Source organism: Flavobacterium melibiosi, assembly GCF_048158545.1.
In the GTDB taxonomy this organism is placed as follows: domain Bacteria; phylum Bacteroidota; class Bacteroidia; order Flavobacteriales; family Flavobacteriaceae; genus Flavobacterium; species Flavobacterium melibiosi.
Window position 1 is genome coordinate 61,161 of record NZ_JBLNKU010000013.1, and the last position, 16,483, is coordinate 77,643.

Below are 16,483 nucleotides of genomic sequence, written 5' to 3' on the forward strand. Positions count from 1 at the left end.
TTATCATAATTAATAATTTTATTCTAAAAACTTAGCTTGTAACTCTTTTGTAGGAATCATACAGCTTTGCTTTTTTCCATACCATTTGTAGCGGTTTTTAGCAATATAATCGTAAATGTAATTATTGAATGTAGTTGGTAATATTGAAAATAAAGTTCCTAAATAAAATATTCCATTTAAATCTTTTGCAATTTCCAAAATGGCCTCTGATTTGTAATAATACGCAAAACCTGGCTGATACAGAATAATACTATCCGTTTTTTTTGTGTCAATTCCTAAGTGCTTGATGGTTTTTTGACCTAAATCAGATTGTAAGGCAACAAACCTGAAAACATCTTTTGTATCATGTTTAATGATCATTTGAACGGCTGTATCGCAAAGATTGCAAATGCCATCAAAGAGGATAATTTTTTTATCTTTAGGTAAGTTTTCCATTTTTTTGTCATTACGAGGAACGAAGCAATCGCATTTCGTATATCGTTTCAATTAATCATTAAATTTAGTTTGTAAATCTCTATTTCATTAAGTTTACTCTTGTTAGTGGGTTTGCTTCGTTCCTCGCAATGACTTACAGCAACTGAATACTGTAAACGGAACTTCCTTACTTTTTCCCTGCTTCAACGAATTCCAGTGCTTCAAGGCTTACTTTCGAAGTAAATACGCCATAATTCACTACCGCTTTGTTCTTTTCAATCTTATCAATACTTCCTACTGATTTTCCGTCCAGCATTCGGACACGATCACCCACTTTAAGAATGGCTTTTGGTTTTACAACTACGGGTTTTAGTTTTTTTTCTTTCTTTTCCTGGCGAATTTCTTCTACATGAACGGTGATTTCTTCAATAACTTCTTTTTTCTTCTCAATAATAGCTTTGGCCTCTTTTGGAGTGGCTTTCTTACGTTTTGAATTTTCAATTTCAATAATTTTTAAAAACTCCCCAATTAGGTCTTTTTTATTTTTGTTATTAAAATATTTCTCGGCTATATCTTCAATTTTTTGACCAATGTAAATCGTTTTCTGATTACTATCATATAATTCCTGATAGCTTTCCAGTTTTTGTTTGATTTTCACATTGATGTTTTCCATTTTCTTGCCTTCTTCACGCACTTTTGTTTCCTCTTCTTTGAGCGTTTGTGAGGTTTTTTCCATTTTCGAACGCTCTTTCTGAAGGGTAGCAATCGTTTTATCGAAACGCACTTTTCCAACTTCAATTTTCTTTTTGGCGCGATTAATTAAACTAAATGGAATTCCGTTTTTCAAAGCGACTTCAAATGTAAAAGAACTTCCTGCTTGTCCTAAAACCAATTTGTATAAAGGTTCTAATGTTTTTTCGTCAAAAAGCATATTGGCATTCGTTGCATAAGGCAATTCATTAGTCAGAATTTTTAAATTCGAATAATGCGTTGTGATGATCCCAAAAGCCTCCCGATGATAAAACTCTTCTAAGAAAATTTCGGCCAATGCGCCACCCAATTCAGGATCAGAACCGGTACCAAATTCATCAATCAGGAACATGGTTTTTTTATTGCACTTCTTTAGAAAGTAGTTCATGTTCTTTAATCGGTAACTATAGGTACTTAGATGATTTTCAATAGATTGATTATCTCCAATATCCGTTAATATGCGATCAAATAAAAATGTTTCACTGCGCTCGTGCACCGGAATCAACATTCCGGATTGTAACATCAATTGGAGTAATCCAACCGTTTTTAACGATATGGTTTTTCCTCCTGCATTTGGGCCTGAAATAACAATGATTCTGCTTTCCTGATTTAATTCAATAGTTTGCGGATGCGTAATTTCGTTTTTCTGCTTGTTATTCAAATACAAAATAGGATGGTAGGCGTCTCTAAAATAGAGTCGGCGATCCTCTGTAATTATTGGTAATATTCCGTTTATTTTGTTTGCATATTTTGCCTTGGCAGCAATCACATCAATATCACTTAAGAAATCCTGGTACTGAATAAGCAACGGTAAAAAAGGACGAATTTTATTCGATAACTGCTTTAGTATTCGGGTGATTTCCTCTTTTTCCTCGTATTCTAAATTGCTTAGTTCACGGGAATATTTGAGTGTCGTTTCAGGTTCGATATACGCAATGCTTCCCGTTTTTGAACTGCCCAGAATTGACCCTTTTACTTTACGGCGATACATGGCAAGAACGGCTAATACTCGTCTGTTTTGAACGAAACTTTCTTTAATGTCATCTAAATAACCTAAGGCATTGTATTGCGTTAACGCTGTTCCAAAACTTTGGTTGACTTTCCCCCGAACTACATTCATATTTCGACGAATATCCAATAAATCAGGTGAGGCATTGTCTTTTATTTCGCCATATTTGTCGACTACTTCGTCGACCATAGTGATGATATCTTTGGTCAATTCGACTTGTAAAGCCCTTGTGTTTAAGTTGGGATAATAATCTTCAAATTTTTTCAGGAAATTCAACAGGAAATTCGCAGTTGATGAAATGGTGGCAATTTTTCTAAAACTACCCACTTCAAGAAAGCTGTCTTCTATGGCAAGAAATTTAATTTCATGCGTTATGGCATCAAAACCATGATTGGGAATGGCATTATTATTCTGGAAAGAGGAAACATATTCAGATGTTTGCATTAATGCTTGCATCAAGGTTTCTTTGTCTTTAAAAGGAGTGATTTCTAATGCTTTTTGTTTTCCAATATCAGTATTACAAATCGTCGAAATAGTATCGAGGACGGTTGGGAATTGTAAATCTTGTAATGTTTTTTCGGTGATGGATATCATTTTATAAGCTAAGTTGTAAAGTTTCAAAGTTACAAAGATTCAAAGTGAAATGCATTAATTTTTTAGCCGACTTTGCGAAAAACTTTGCGAACTTTACGGCAAAATAATTTACATGCAAATCAATCTCAATCCTTCTTGGCAATCCATTTTATCAAACGAAATTCAGAAACCTTATTTTCAGGATTTAATTGAAACTGTTGCCGAAGAATATAATATTCATACTTGCTATCCTCCAAAAGAATTAATATTCGCTGCTTTCAACTATTGCAGTTTCAAAGATATAAAAGTGGTTATTATTGGCCAGGATCCATATCACGGAAAAGGGGAGGCCGATGGTTTGTGTTTCTCCGTTAATGATGGTGTCAGAATTCCGCCTTCTTTGCGCAATATTTTTCGCGAAATGAGTGATGATTTAGGAACTATTTTTATGCCCACTTCCGGCAATCTGGAAGCTTGGGCGAAGCAGGGCGTTTTGCTTTTGAATGCTTCGCTGACTGTGAGAGAAGATAATCCAAATAGCCATAAGCATTTAAAATGGAACGTTTTTACGGATGCTGTAATCCAGAAAATTTCGAAAGAAAAAGAGCATGTGGTGTTTTTACTTTGGGGGAATTTTGCCCATAAAAAAGGACTCAAAATTGATCGAAACAAACATTTGGTATTAGAATCCGGACATCCATCGCCAATGAGTGCGAATCAGGGAAAATGGTTTGGGAATAAGCACTTTAGTAAAACAAACGACTATTTGAAACAAAATAGAATAAAATTAATTAACTGGATTTCAGTAGATTAATTATTTTGTTTAAAGATGTAAATACTTGTTTTACATTGCTCCCGCGTGAGTGATGGTAGTGGAGCTCTTTTTTTTGAGAGGCGTTTCAGCCTCTCAAAAAAAAGCGGGAACGTACAGCACGACCCGAAGTTGCGAGGAGGAACGACGAAGCAATCTGTAGGGTCACGCCCAAATTGAAATCGTGTTTTTTTGTAGAATTAAGTCCTAAATAACAATAATTAAAGCGTCTATTTCTTAATTATTTCTTCCAAAGTAGCTTTACCTTCTTCGTTTTTTATTTTTAGGATAATTTCTTGGCCTTTCAAGGTTTTGCCTTCAATCACGTATACTTTACCTTTACGAAATTCGGTATTGCTTTTGTCAAAGTCAACATCGCCATATTTCAATGTATTTTTTATGTCAATGGTATCAATCCATTTTTCGGCTAATATTTGGGAAGCTTTTTCAGAATAATTAAAGGGTTTGTTTCTTAAGTCATTCAATACTCTGGCATTTGGAAAATAATTGCAACGCGTATCTTTACCGGTAAAAATTGCGGCTACAACAAACAATCCTAATATTAATCCGACAAGATAATAAGCAAAACGATGTACAAACTTCATGTTTTAAATTTTTGGCAAAGGTAAAAGAAAGTTTGCTTAAAAAACAATTAAATTGATATCGTTATCAGGAATATCAAACCAATCTCCAATTGCTTTATTGGTAAGGATTCCATGATAGAGATAAACTCCATTTTTCAATCCTTTATTACATCTTAAAGCACTTTCAATTCCACCATCTTCAGCAATTTGCAATAAATAGGGAGTGATGATATTGCTTATGGATAACGAAGCTGTTTTTGAATACCGGGAAGGAATATTGGGTACGCAGTAATGCAAAACATTATTCTTTATAAAAGTGGGCTTTTCATGTGAAGTCACTTCCGAAGTCTCAAAACAACCTCCTGTATCAATGCTTACATCGACAATGACAGCTCCCTTTTTCATGTATTCAACCATAGTTTCAGTAACTACAACTGGGCAACGTTCCTGGCCTCTCATAGCGCCAATGGCAACATCACATCGTCTTAATGCTTTCAATAAAGATTTGGGTTGTATTGTGGAAGTAAAAACACGCTGATTCAGATTGTTTTGCAGTCGGCGGAGTTTGGTGATCGAATTATCAAATACTTTAACCGTTGCGCCCAGACCAATAGCGGTTCTGGCAGCAAATTCTCCAACGGTTCCTGCACCCAAAATAACAACTTCAGTAGGAGGAACACCGGTAATATTTCCGAATAATAATCCTTTTCCAAATTCATTGGTAATCATTAATTCGGCTGCAATTAAAATCGAGGCGGTTCCTGCAATTTCGCTCAAAGATTTCACTGCCGGATACGTGCCGTCTTCATCTTTTATATATTCAAATGCAAGTGCTGTGATTTTCTTTTTGGTCAAAGCCTCAAAATAGGTTTTCTTTCTGGTTTTCAATTGAATGGCTGATATCAGAATCGTTTCCCGATTCATCATTTCAATTTCGGCTAGGGTAGCGGGCTCCACTTTTAGTATCATGGGACAACTAAATACCTTTTTAGTATCATTAGTGATTTCGGCTCCCGCTTCAAAATATTCTTTGTCCGTATAACTGGAACTTTCACCTGCACCCGCCTCAATCATTACCCGATGACCATGATAAGTTAATGTATTTACAGCATCAGGTGTCAGGCAAATACGGCGTTCTTGATAACTGGTTTCCTTTGGAATACCAATAAAAAGTTCACTTTTTCGTCTTCGTATCTCGAGTTTTTCTTCTTGAGGTAATAACTGCTGTTTAGTAAAAGGTGTTATCGTTATTGGCATTAGTGCTGTAAAATTTAGGGTACAATTTACGGAAAAAGTTTTAGAAAAAGACTATTGAAGTGCTGGAAAATGTGTCGACGCTAAAATTTAAAATTAACTGATGATTCTTTCCATTTTTATATCGGCTCTTTCGTAAATGCCGTCTTCTAAAACTATTTCTACAAAACCAAATTTTTCATACAAATGGATTGCAGGCAGTAATTTTCTGTTCGAATATAAAATAAGCTTTTTAATTCCTTTATCTTCAGCGATATCTATACAGTGAACCATCATTTTTTTTCCTATTCCCAATCCTTGAACCCCATCTTTGACTGCCATTTTGCTCAATTCAAATGTGGTGTCATCGATTTTTATCAAAGAAACCGTGCCGATGATTTCGTCATTATATTTCGCATAAAAAATCATTCCGCCTTTGTCAATGATTTCGCCTTGTGGGTTTGATAATACGATTTCGTCTTTGGGTTCCACCTTGAAATATTTCTTGAGCCATTCTATATTCAAGATTTTTATAGGCTCCGTTAAAGCTGTGGTAAAAGGAATAATTTCTACTGTATTTTCTAAACTCATACGTAATTGTTTTATCTTAATTCTAAAGAACGTTTTCCATCAGCAAGCAAGGTGATTGTAATTACAGAATGTGCATCGGGAATCAAATTTGGAATCTTCTCCGCCCATTCTATAAAACACCAATTACCGGAATACAAATAATCATCAACGCCCATATCCAATGCTTCCTCTTCTTTGTTCAATCTATAGAAATCAAAATGATAAACAATTTGATTATCAATATTTTGATATTCATTAACTAAAGAAAAAGTTGGACTACTTGTTGCACCTATGACACCAAGGTTTTTACACAATTGTTTGATTAATGTCGTTTTCCCAACGCCCATTTCTCCATGAAAAAGAATTACTTTATTGGGGTTTTCGGCTATGATTTTTTGCGCAACTTCCTCGAGTTGATCTAAAGAAAAAATAACATTCATAATTTAAGTGTTCAGTGTTCAGTAATTAGTTTTCAGTGCATTTGTTTTTCTGCAAACTGACTACTTTTCTATTTTGGGTTAAAAACTAAAAAAGGAATAATCATTTCTTCCAATGAAATTCCACCGTGCTGATACGTATTTTTATAATAACTCACATAATGATTGTAGTTGTTGACGTATGCCAAAAACAAATCATTTTTTGCAAAAATATAAGAACTACTCATATTTATGGTTGGTAAACCAATATTTTTTGGTTCTTTCACGGCATAAACATCTTTGTGCTCGTACGTCAGACTGCGTCCTGTTTTGTAACGCAAATTCAAGCTGGTATTTTTATCACCTACTACTTTCGATGGATTTTTCACATTTATTGTTCCGTGATCTGTGGTCAAAATCAATTTGAAACCCATTTTTTGAGCCTGTTGAATGATTTCCAAAAGTGGGGAATTCTTAAACCAACTCAGTGTCAGCGAGCGATACGCTTTATCATCAGAGGCCAATTCTTTCACCACATCCATTTCAGTTTTGGCATGGGAAAGCATATCCACAAAGTTGTAAACAACTGTCACTAAATCATTATCTTTTAATGCTTTAAAACCTTCTGCTAATTTTTTTCCGCCCGCAAGACTTGTTATTTTAAAATAGTCTTCCTTGATATTCAAGCCCAAACGTTTCAATTGTGCCGTTAAAAACTCCGCTTCAAAAAGGTTTTTTCCACCTTCTTCTGGGTCGTTTTTCCAATATTGCGGAAACTGTTTTTCCATTTCCAGCGGTGTCAAACCAGAGAAAATAGCATTTCTCGCATATTGCGTCGCCGTAGGAAGAATAGAGTAGTAGGGCACTTCTTTTTCCAGTTTATAGTAATTTCCCACCACACTTTCAAAGGCTTTCCATTGGTCGTAACGCAGGTTGTCAATTACTACAAATAAAATAGGTTTGTCTTTTTTCTTAAGTTCAGGAAGCACTAATTCTTTGAATAAAGTGTGTGATTGAACCGGTTTATCCGCTTTTGGTTCAAACCAATCTTCGTAATTGCGCTCAATGAATTTTCCAAATTGTGAATTGGCTTCTGTTTTTTGGGATTCCAAAATTTCAACCATGCTCTGATCGTCGATATTCTCCAATTCCAGTTCCCAGAAAATCAATTTTTTATACAACTCAATCCAGTCTTCATAGGAATTCACCATCGCCATTTCCATTGTGATTTTTCTGAATTCCTTCTGATAATCCAGCGTTGTTTTTTGCGAAATCAATCGGGAATGATCCAAATTTTTCTTCAAACTCAACAAAATCTGGTTTGGATTCACGGGTTTGATTAAATAATCGGCAATTTTAGAACCTATGGCTTCCTCCATGATGTATTCTTCCTCGCTTTTGGTAATCATAATCATGGGAACCGAAGATTTTTTCTCTTTCATCTCCGAAAGCGTTTCCAAGCCGCTCATTCCGGGCATATTTTCATCTAGAAAAACAATATCAAAATTGTTGTCCTCAAAAATATCAACCGCATCACGACCGTTATTACAAGTAGTAACTTCGTAATTTTTCTTTTCCAGAAATAAGATATGTGGTTTCAAAAGGTCTATTTCATCATCCACCCAAAGTATTTTTATTTTATCCATAAGTCGTATTAACAAGTGTTCAAAAGTAGTAATTGAAAGTGCCAATTTACTGTTTTTTACAACGGTTAGTTGCTAATATTATGATAATTTTTCGTGCAATAGTGGGGAATATTGCTAAACAAAGATAAGAATTTTTTGTTCTAAAATTGTTTCTGGGCGTGCCCCATTCTCCGTAAACTACGTCTGGGTCGGGCTGTGTGCTGTATCTTTCCTTTTTAAAGAAAAAAGGAAAGGATGTCCCTTCCATCCCTCACGTACTTGCGAGGATGATTGGGGTTTAGTACTGCTTTTGGGTAAGAAAAATTCTCAGAAAACAGAATAAGATTGCTTTACTTGTAATGAATTTATTATACATTTGGAATTGCAATAATCTGATATTTGTCAGACCAAGCCAGCCAAATTTGGGTCGATTGGGATGATTTTTTAGAGCTATTATGAGTTGGCAGATATTGTCCCAGAACTAAAAACAAAAGAAATAATAAAACCTAAAATGAAAAAATTAACTTTACTTATTGGAATATCATTAATTGTAACATCTTGCGTAACAAACAAATATATTAGTAAAAACGTAAAAGCCACTGAAATTACTGAAATTAAATATTTTGCTCCATTATCATATGTGAGTTTAATTGAAAAAGGAAACAAAAGTGTATTAAATGATTCTTTGTCTTCTATTTCAAAAGTTCTTTTAGATTCAGTTATTAGAAATAATAACAATTTTAGAATTGAAAAAAGAATTGACGTAAATGGAATAAAAAACAATATAAAAGTAAATAATGAATTAAGCTTTCTAATTCAAACTATAATGAATAATAGAAAACTTGAAGGAGTAAAATTAACTCCAACAATTGATTCAATAATGAAATCTAACAAGCAACGTTTTGCTATGGCTTCAGTTACGACTGGATTTGGAAGAAAGAAAGGGAATTATGGGAACCAAGTTGCTAAAGGAATTGGAGTTGGCATTTTAACTCTTGGAATGTATGCACCTGTGCCAATTAAATCTAGTTTTTCACTATTTACAATTATATTAGATTCTGAACGAAATGAAGTTGTCTATTATTGTAAAACATTACCAATTGAAAAATCACCAACGGATTTAATGACAATTGAAAAACAATATCGAACATTATACGAAGGATATATTTATGAATAAAATAACATCTGCCTACACACGTTTGTAGTAATGGCTTGGGTTTGGTTTTTTCTTGCAAAAAAACGCAGACAACCTTAAATTTGGTTTTATATCTGTAAAGTTTAGTATTAAATCACAAGTGTCTCATTACAAAAATATTATCAGGTAAATGCAAGAGAAATATCAGCTAGTTTTAGAACGTGTTCAAGCAATTACAATAGATATATGCCTAATAATTGTACTAATGTTTACTTTTACCATTACATTAGAGTATTTTGAAAATGCTCCTAATTGGATTCGTGCTTCCTTATTTTCTGGATTATTTTTATTGTATGAACCAATATGCTCGACTTTTGGAGCTACTTTAGAAAATTATTTTCTTGATATAAGAGTTCGAAAAAATTCTAATTTAGGCAAACAAATTAATTTGATTCAAGCATTTATTAGATATTTTTTCAAGATGCTTTTTGGATGATTTTCTTTCTTGTTAATTTTAACAAATAAAAAGAAAAGAGCACTTCATAATTTAATTTCTGGAACTGTAATGGTAAAATATAAATCTGTTAAAAACCACTGATTGTAAATCAGTACTATTGGATTCTATTATAATCGCTCACAAGAATTATTATTTATAAGCAAAAAAATTGAAACGATTAACTTTAAGATAATATGAAATGAAAAAGAAACTATTGGTAATTATAGGATTTTTGACATCATTTGGACTTGGTTTCTACGTGAATACTTTGGTTTCAAATAAAAAAGATAACAAGAGTGAGATTAAGCAAGAGAAAGATAAAAATAACTTTAAAAAAGAGGGAAATATGAAATTAGGAGCATTTTCAGTGAGTCTTAGTGTCAAGGACATTCAAGTATCAAAACAATTTTATGAGAATCTTGGGTTTTCAGTATTTGCCGGTGGTTTAGAAAAAAATTATCTCATAATGAAAAATGAGAATTCACTAATCGGGCTTTTTCAAGGAATGTTTGAGAATAATATTTTGACTTTTAATCCAGGTTGGGATGAAAATGCTAACAACATAGCAAAGTTTGACGACGTTAGAGAAATTCAACGGGAACTAAAAAGCAAAGGCCTGAAAATTAACCCTGAAGTGGATGAGCAAACTTCTGGACCCGCTGGTTTTATGATAACTGATCCAGATGGAAATGTTATTTTAATTGACCAACATCGTTAATTTATTTTCACACTATGAAAGCTTGAGTATATTTTTCGGTTCGATTGTAGAAATGCTGCTGGTGTTTTTAAAAATGACCAATTCTTAACTAAAAAAATGTAATTAAATTAATATGTTAGATAAAAAATACTATGTAAACGGACAAATAGCCCATGAGTTAGTTGGAGACCAATTAACTTATTTTTTCAAAAACGGAAAAGTGAAAGCAAAAGGCACATTTATTAATGGACTGATGGAAGGTGAGTGGATATTTTATCGGGAGACCGGGCAACTTTGGCAAGTTGGAAATTTCAAAAACAGCAAGAAAAATGGTTCTTTTATTCGGTATGACAGAAACGATCAAGTAGAATATCAAGAGAGTTTTGAAAACGATAAAATCATTAAAAACAAAAAATGAACACCCTAATTCTCAAAACAGAACGATTGATTCTAAGGCCAATTGCATTATTGGATTTGGAATATATTCACGAATTGCATTCTTTGAAAGAAACGGATGAATTCAATACGTTAGGAATTCCTGCAGCTATTGAAGAAACAAAACTACTTTTTGAAAAGTGGATTTTTGAAAATAACAAAGCGTTTACGACCCATTTTACTTTTGCGGTCGAATTGAATACCGGAAACCAAATTATAGGATTAATAGGAATCAATTTGGGAAAAGTAAAATATAAAAATGCCGAAGTTTGGTTTAAATTCCACAAAGATCATTGGAACAAAGGGTACGCTACAGAATCTTTGAAAGAAATTCTCCGTTTTGGTTTTAAGGAACTGAATCTGCATCGTATTGAAGCAGGTTGTGCTGTGGGAAATATAGGTTCAATAAGCGTTTTAGAAAAAACTGGAATGACAAGAGAAGCCCACACCCGAAAATTGTTGCCGTTGTCATCTGGCTGGTCCGATAATTACGGTTACGCTATTTTAGAAACCGATTAATCATTCGCAAATTCTAAAAAAAAAACATTTTTATATGAATCCTAGAATTGAAACGCTACCGGAAACAAAACTTATTGGGAAAAGAATTACACTTTCGTTATCCAATAATAAAACAGCGGAACTTTGGAAAAGCTTTATGCCAAGGCGAAAGGAAATTAAAAATAATATTGATACGGATTTATATTCAATTCAAAAATACGATGCGTCGTATTTTAATACTTTTAATCCCAATACTGAATTCGAAAAATGGGCAGCCGTTGCTGTAACAGATTTCAATGAAATTCCAGAGGCGATGGAACCGATAACTTTGGTTGGAGGATTGTATGCTGTTTTTGTTCATAAAGGCGATGTTACGACTGCTTCAAAAACATTTCAATATATTTTTGGAACTTGGTTACCCAACTCTGAATACGTTTTGGATGACAGATTACATTTTGAACTATTGGGAGAAAAATACAAGAATAATGACCCCAATTCCGAAGAGGAAATTTGGATTCCAATCCAACTGAAATAAATTCCAGATCATTTATCAAAAACACAATAGTAATAAATGACAAAACCACTGCCGGTACAATAAGCAGTGGTTTTGAACAAACAGGAATCAATAATAATTAGTCCAGCAATCTCATTAATGCCAGCCACCACCAAGGGCTCTGTACAATTGAATTATCGCTTTATATTGTTGGAATTTATTGTCTACTAAACTTAATTTAGCATTTAAAGCATCATTTTTAGAAGTCAATACCTCTAAATAATTGGCTAAACCATACGTTAATAATTCATCCGAATAATCAGTGGCTTTATTCAAAGCATCCACTTGTTTTTTTCTAACGGTGAGTTTAAATGTTTCATTGTTGTATTGTGCCAGTGCATTCGAAACTTCTTTTCCTGCGGTTAATAACGACTGCTCAAACTGAATATAGGCTTTCTCTTGATTGGCTTTTGCAATTTCGAACCTCGTTTTAATTTGTCTTTGATTAAAAATAGGTTGCGTTAATCCCGTTACTACATTTGCAAAAATAGAGTTTGCACTGAACCATTCTTTCAAATCAATACTTTGAAGTCCGCCGGTAGCAGTGATTTTTAAGGTAGGATAAAAACCACTTTGAGCAACGTTTGTCATTTCAAAATTGTTGATTAAATTGTATTCGGCTGCAATAACATCAGGTCTATTTCTCAATAAATTGGCAGGAACACCAAGAGTAATGCTTGGCTGCATGTTTTGAGTTTCAAAAGTACTGCGTTCAATTTTATTTGAAGCTTCACCCAAAAGAACACTCATTGTATTTTCTAAAATGATGATGCTGTTCTTCAAATCAGCAATAATAATTTCAGTAGCATATTTTTGTGCTTCAGTTTGTTTTACCCCAACTTCAGTTACATTACCTGCTTTTTTTAATGCTAATATAGTTTCGATACTTTTGTTTCTATTGATCAAAGTTTCTTCGGCAACTTTTATTTGTGCATCAACCGAAAGCAGTTGGTAATAAGTAGAGGCAATATCAGTAATTAATTGGGTTTTTATTGCTTGATTTACCGCAGTTGTTTGTAGATAAGAGGCATTTGCAGCGCGCTTGTTACTTCTTATTTTCCCCCAAATATCAGCTTCCCACGAAAGACTTCCTGTCAACTGATATTGATCGGTACTTCTGTCTTGTAGCAATGCACCAAACTGACTATTTTTAGAAAGTTCTTGGTGCGTCCAATCGGCACCTGCAGAAAGAGTAGGGAAGTAGCCAGCTTTTCCTTGTTTCATTGTCGCTTGTGCAGCGGCAATATTTTGTATCGCAATACGGATGTCTAAATTATTCTCTAACCCTTTTTTAATATACCCCTGCAAAAGTGGATCTGTGAAAATTTTATCCCAAGAAACATTTGCTAATGCAGTAGTGTCTGTTGACATCACTTCATTTCTGTACAAATTTTCTGTTTGTAATTCCGGACGTTTGTAATCTTTAGCAACAAAACACGATTGCATCAGTGTTGCTGTAACTCCCAAGAGTGTGATTCTGTATATATTATTTTTCATTTTTATCATCTAAAAGTGCAACATCTGATTACTGAATTTCTATAGGAAGTGGTTTTGTAGAAATTTTTTCCTGTAATGTTTGGAAAATTATAAACAATACCGGTATTACAAATACCCCTAAAATGGTTCCAATTAACATTCCTCCAATCGCTCCAGTTCCAATAGCATTATTACCAACAGCTCCCGCACCTTTAGCTAACATTAGAGGCAATAATCCAAAGATAAATGCAAACGAAGTCATCAAAATAGGACGTAAACGGGCAACAGCACCATGAATAGCAGCTTGCGTAATACTCATTCCTTTTTTTCTGGAATCAACAGAGAATTCTACTATCAAAATGGCATTCTTGGCGAGCAATCCAATAAGCATAATAAGTGTAATTTGTAAGTAAATGTTATTACTAACATTGAATAAATAAGCAAATATGTAAGCTCCTGCTAAACCAATTGGTAGTGAAATTAATACTGCAAAAGGCAACATATAACTTTCATATTGAGCGGCTAATAAGAAATATACAAAAACCAAACACAATAAGAAAATATACAATGTTTGACCACCTGCGCTAATTTCCTCACGAGTCATTCCAGAAAATTCATAACCATATCCAAGCGGCAAACTCTGACTGGCAACTTCTTCAACTGCTTTAATTGCATCACCAGAACTGAAACCCTCATTTGGAGCACCTGTTATTTTTACTGAGGTAAACAAATTGAATCGGTCTATAGCCTGAGGTCCAAAAACTTTTACTAAAGTCACAAATTGTGAAATAGGAGCCATTTGACCATTACTATTTCTAACCAATACTTTATTTAAGGATTCAGGATTACTTCTAAACTCCGGATCAGATTGATATACCACACGGTATTGTTTACCAAACTTATTAAAATTAGAAGCATAAACTCCACCATAATATCCTTGCATAGTTCCTAAAACATCAGTAACTGTTAATCCTGATTTTTTTATGGCAGCAACATTCAAATCTATTCGGTATTGCGGATAATTTGGTGAAAAAGAGGTAGCCGCATACTTGATTTCGGGACGGCTGTTTAAAGCGGCCAAAAATTTATTGTTTACATCACTTAACTCCTGAATAGTTCCACCTTTTTGATCTTGCAATTGAAACTCAAAACCATTGGTAAAACCAAAACCAACAAGCGTAGGGCGAGCAAAAAAGAGCACTTTTGCATCTTTAACTGTTGCTGCACGCTTAAATAATTCTTGTACAATTGCATTTATTTCCTGATTGGCTTCTTTACGTTCTGCCCAAGGTTTCAATTTTACAATTACCATTCCGTAGTTACTACCAGTACCACTAATTAAACTACGACCAGAAATACGAAGCACTTCTTGTATTTCAGGAATATCTTTTACTTTATTTTCAATTTGCAATAAGACTTCCTCAGTTCTTTGTAATGAAGTTCCCGGTGGAAGTGAAACATCAGAAAGAATGGCTCCTGTATCTTCACCAGGGACAAAAGCCTTTGGCGTAATATTCAATAACAAAATAAAAATTCCTGCAAAAACGGCAATTCCTAAAAAGGCTAACCATTTGCGTTTTATAAAAAACTCAACTGATCTTTTGTATTTTGCGGTTGTTGTTTCAAATCCAGCATTAAATGCAGTATAAAAACGTTCTGCAAAACCTTTTTTCTTTGAACTAGGTACATGTTCCTTTAAGAAAATGGCACACAACGCAGGAGAAAGTGTAAGGGCGTTAATAGCTGACAATACAATTGAAACAGCTAAAGTTAATCCAAACTGTTTGTAGAAAACCCCGGCTGAACCACTAATAAAAGAAACAGGAATAAATACGGCCGACATAACAAGAGTAATGGAAATTATTGCACTACTAATATCTTGCATGGCACTATGAGCCGCTTTTTTTGGATTGTGCTCTCCAGCTTCCATTTTAGCATGGACAGCTTCCACTACTACAATGGCATCATCAACTACAATCCCTACTGCCAGTACTAACGCAAATAGTGTTAACAAGTTAATGGTAAAACCAAATAAACTTAGGAAAAAGAATGTACCTACAATTGCAACCGGTACAGAAATCGCTGGAATAAGTGTTGATCTCCAATCTTGTAAAAAGATAAAAACCACAATAAATACTAATATAAAGGCTTCAATTAACGTATGAATTACTTTTGTAATTGATTCATCCAAGAAGTCATTTGCATTAATTAATGTAGCATATTTTACCCCTTTTGGGAAATTTACTTCAGATTCATTTAATACTTTTAAAGATCCTTCAATAACTTCTTGTGCATTAGAACCAGCAGTTTGTGCAATGGCAATTGCAATAGATTTGTCACCGTTTGTATAGGCATTACTGGCATAATTAACAGCACCAAGCTCAATCTTTGCAACGTCACCTAACTTAAGGATTTCTCCGTTTTCGGTTGAACGAACAATAATTTCTTCAAATTCTTTTACGTTTTGTAAACGTCCTTTGTATTTTAAAGTATATTGAAAAGATTGGTCGCCACTTTCACCCAATTGTCCTGGTGCAGCTTCAATGTTTTGTTCAGCTAATAATGTAGTAATATCAGAAGGAACAAGTCCATAAGCTCCCATTACATCCGGCTTAAGCCAAATACGCATAGAGTAGTCTTTTTGACCAAAAATCATAGCTTCTCCAACTCCGGCTACACGTTTTATTTTTGGTAAAATATTGATATTAGCATAATTTTGAAGAAAAGTATCATCATATTCGGGATTCTCACTATACAATGATAAAATCAAAATATTATCACTTTGCCTTTTTGAAGTTGTAACACCCGCTCTTGTAACTTCCTGAGGTAATAAAGGTGTTGCACGTGATACACGGTTTTGTACATTCACGGCAGCTAAATCAGGATTTGTTCCTAATTTAAAATAGATATTAATCGATGCTGAACCATCATTATTTGAGGTTGAAGTCATGTAACTCATGTCTTCAACACCATTAATTTGTTCCTCTAAGGGAATTACTACCGAGTTCATTACAACTTCGGCACTTGCCCCTTGGTAATTTGCTGATACCGTTACTGTAGGCGGCGCTATTTCTGGATATTGTGAAACTGGAAGCGAGATTAACCCTAAAACTCCCAAAATTACGATGATAATAGAAATCACCGTTGACAATACCGGTCTGTCAATGAATTTTGAAAACATATTTTGTTATTTATTCAACAGTTAGTT

The 16,483-nt window shown here is 33.9% G+C and carries 16 protein-coding genes; 7 read left to right on the forward strand and 9 right to left on the reverse strand.

Annotation, left to right across the window (positions count from 1 at the left end; all coding sequences use genetic code 11):
• Positions 1-18 precede the first annotated feature (18 nt).
• Both ACM55F_RS14880 and ACM55F_RS14885 read right to left on the reverse strand, forming a co-directional pair.
• Positions 19-435, reverse strand: coding sequence for a thiol-disulfide oxidoreductase DCC family protein (locus ACM55F_RS14880; protein ID WP_416854605.1), 417 nt, complete (start codon positions 433-435; stop codon positions 19-21).
• A gap of 166 nt (positions 436-601) precedes the next feature.
• Positions 602-2,767 carry an endonuclease MutS2 gene (locus ACM55F_RS14885; protein WP_416854606.1) on the reverse strand — a complete coding sequence of 722 codons (2,166 nt, stop codon included), beginning with the start codon at positions 2,765-2,767 and terminating at the stop codon, positions 602-604.
• Between the two features lie 112 nt (positions 2,768-2,879).
• Here ACM55F_RS14885 and ung point away from each other — a divergent pair, with 112 nt between their 5' ends.
• Positions 2,880-3,560, forward strand: a complete 681-nt coding sequence (ung, locus tag ACM55F_RS14890; RefSeq protein WP_416854608.1) for a uracil-DNA glycosylase — start codon at positions 2,880-2,882, stop codon at positions 3,558-3,560.
• 227 nt (positions 3,561-3,787) lie between these two features.
• On the opposite strand, the gene ACM55F_RS14895 is transcribed toward ung, so the two are convergent.
• From ACM55F_RS14895 to porX, 5 genes are all read right to left on the reverse strand, one after another.
• The gene (locus tag ACM55F_RS14895; protein WP_416854609.1) at positions 3,788-4,162 is read right to left on the reverse strand and encodes a DUF4258 domain-containing protein; all 375 of its coding nucleotides are present in this window, start codon (positions 4,160-4,162) and stop codon (positions 3,788-3,790) included.
• Positions 4,163-4,198: 36 nt separating this feature from the next.
• Entirely contained in the window at positions 4,199-5,398 is a 1,200-nt protein-coding gene (locus ACM55F_RS14900) for an alanine dehydrogenase (RefSeq protein WP_416854610.1), read from the reverse strand.
• Between the two features lie 93 nt (positions 5,399-5,491).
• Positions 5,492-5,965, reverse strand: coding sequence for a GNAT family N-acetyltransferase (locus tag ACM55F_RS14905; protein WP_416854611.1), 474 nt, complete (start codon positions 5,963-5,965; stop codon positions 5,492-5,494).
• Between the two features lie 11 nt (positions 5,966-5,976).
• Positions 5,977-6,384 (reverse strand): tRNA (adenosine(37)-N6)-threonylcarbamoyltransferase complex ATPase subunit type 1 TsaE, encoded by a 408-nt coding sequence (tsaE, locus tag ACM55F_RS14910; protein ID WP_416854613.1) that lies wholly within the window; start codon positions 6,382-6,384, stop codon positions 5,977-5,979.
• A 68-nt stretch (positions 6,385-6,452) separates the two neighbouring features.
• Positions 6,453-8,006 carry a T9SS response regulator signal transducer PorX gene (gene porX, locus ACM55F_RS14915; RefSeq protein WP_416854674.1) on the reverse strand — a complete coding sequence of 518 codons (1,554 nt, stop codon included), beginning with the start codon at positions 8,004-8,006 and terminating at the stop codon, positions 6,453-6,455.
• Between the two features lie 439 nt (positions 8,007-8,445).
• Here porX and ACM55F_RS14920 point away from each other — a divergent pair, with 439 nt between their 5' ends.
• The 6 genes from ACM55F_RS14920 (at position 8,446) to ACM55F_RS14945 (ending at position 11,781) form a co-directional block, all read left to right on the forward strand.
• A complete protein-coding gene (locus tag ACM55F_RS14920; protein ID WP_416854614.1) occupies positions 8,446-9,162 on the forward strand; it encodes a hypothetical protein in 717 nt (238 codons plus the stop codon).
• 148 nt (positions 9,163-9,310) lie between these two features.
• Positions 9,311-9,616 carry an RDD family protein gene (locus tag ACM55F_RS14925; protein ID WP_416854615.1) on the forward strand — a complete coding sequence of 102 codons (306 nt, stop codon included), beginning with the start codon at positions 9,311-9,313 and terminating at the stop codon, positions 9,614-9,616.
• Positions 9,617-9,962: 346 nt separating this feature from the next.
• Entirely contained in the window at positions 9,963-10,334 is a 372-nt protein-coding gene (locus ACM55F_RS14930; RefSeq protein WP_416854675.1) for a VOC family protein, read from the forward strand.
• Between the two features lie 112 nt (positions 10,335-10,446).
• The gene (locus ACM55F_RS14935; protein ID WP_416854616.1) at positions 10,447-10,731 is read left to right on the forward strand and encodes a toxin-antitoxin system YwqK family antitoxin; all 285 of its coding nucleotides are present in this window, start codon (positions 10,447-10,449) and stop codon (positions 10,729-10,731) included.
• A complete protein-coding gene (locus ACM55F_RS14940; protein ID WP_416854618.1) occupies positions 10,728-11,267 on the forward strand; it encodes a GNAT family N-acetyltransferase in 540 nt (179 codons plus the stop codon). The genes ACM55F_RS14935 and ACM55F_RS14940 overlap by 4 nt, the downstream gene beginning before the upstream one ends.
• A 34-nt stretch (positions 11,268-11,301) precedes the next feature.
• Positions 11,302-11,781, forward strand: a complete 480-nt coding sequence (locus tag ACM55F_RS14945; protein ID WP_416854619.1) for a GyrI-like domain-containing protein — start codon at positions 11,302-11,304, stop codon at positions 11,779-11,781.
• 114 nt (positions 11,782-11,895) lie between these two features.
• Here the strand turns inward: ACM55F_RS14945 and ACM55F_RS14950 are convergent, their stop codons facing one another.
• Positions 11,896-13,296: an efflux transporter outer membrane subunit gene (locus ACM55F_RS14950; RefSeq protein WP_416854621.1), complete on the reverse strand. Its 1,401-nt coding sequence runs from the start codon at positions 13,294-13,296 to the stop codon at positions 11,896-11,898.
• 28 nt (positions 13,297-13,324) lie between these two features.
• Positions 13,325-16,456 carry an efflux RND transporter permease subunit gene (locus ACM55F_RS14955; protein WP_416854622.1) on the reverse strand — a complete coding sequence of 1,044 codons (3,132 nt, stop codon included), beginning with the start codon at positions 16,454-16,456 and terminating at the stop codon, positions 13,325-13,327.
• Positions 16,457-16,483: the final 27 nt, after the last annotated feature.

Coding starts and splice junctions, on each gene's coding strand:
- ACM55F_RS14905 (WP_416854611.1), bottom strand. CDS start 5,965: ATGAGTTTAGAAAATACAGTAGAAATTATTCCTTTTACCACAGCTTTA.
- ACM55F_RS14950 (WP_416854621.1), bottom strand. CDS start 13,296: ATGAAAAATAATATATACAGAATCACACTCTTGGGAGTTACAGCAACA.
- ACM55F_RS14930 (WP_416854675.1), top strand. CDS start 9,963: ATGAAATTAGGAGCATTTTCAGTGAGTCTTAGTGTCAAGGACATTCAA.
- ACM55F_RS14940 (WP_416854618.1), top strand. CDS start 10,728: ATGAACACCCTAATTCTCAAAACAGAACGATTGATTCTAAGGCCAATT.
- ACM55F_RS14880 (WP_416854605.1), bottom strand. CDS start 435: ATGGAAAACTTACCTAAAGATAAAAAAATTATCCTCTTTGATGGCATT.
- ACM55F_RS14935 (WP_416854616.1), top strand. CDS start 10,447: ATGTTAGATAAAAAATACTATGTAAACGGACAAATAGCCCATGAGTTA.
- tsaE (WP_416854613.1), bottom strand. CDS start 6,384: ATGAATGTTATTTTTTCTTTAGATCAACTCGAGGAAGTTGCGCAAAAA.
- ACM55F_RS14955 (WP_416854622.1), bottom strand. CDS start 16,456: ATGTTTTCAAAATTCATTGACAGACCGGTATTGTCAACGGTGATTTCT.
- ACM55F_RS14895 (WP_416854609.1), bottom strand. CDS start 4,162: ATGAAGTTTGTACATCGTTTTGCTTATTATCTTGTCGGATTAATATTA.
- porX (WP_416854674.1), bottom strand. CDS start 8,006: ATGGATAAAATAAAAATACTTTGGGTGGATGATGAAATAGACCTTTTG.
- ACM55F_RS14925 (WP_416854615.1), top strand. CDS start 9,311: ATGCAAGAGAAATATCAGCTAGTTTTAGAACGTGTTCAAGCAATTACA.
- ACM55F_RS14900 (WP_416854610.1), bottom strand. CDS start 5,398: ATGCCAATAACGATAACACCTTTTACTAAACAGCAGTTATTACCTCAA.
- ung (WP_416854608.1), top strand. CDS start 2,880: ATGCAAATCAATCTCAATCCTTCTTGGCAATCCATTTTATCAAACGAA.
- ACM55F_RS14885 (WP_416854606.1), bottom strand. CDS start 2,767: ATGATATCCATCACCGAAAAAACATTACAAGATTTACAATTCCCAACC.
- ACM55F_RS14945 (WP_416854619.1), top strand. CDS start 11,302: ATGAATCCTAGAATTGAAACGCTACCGGAAACAAAACTTATTGGGAAA.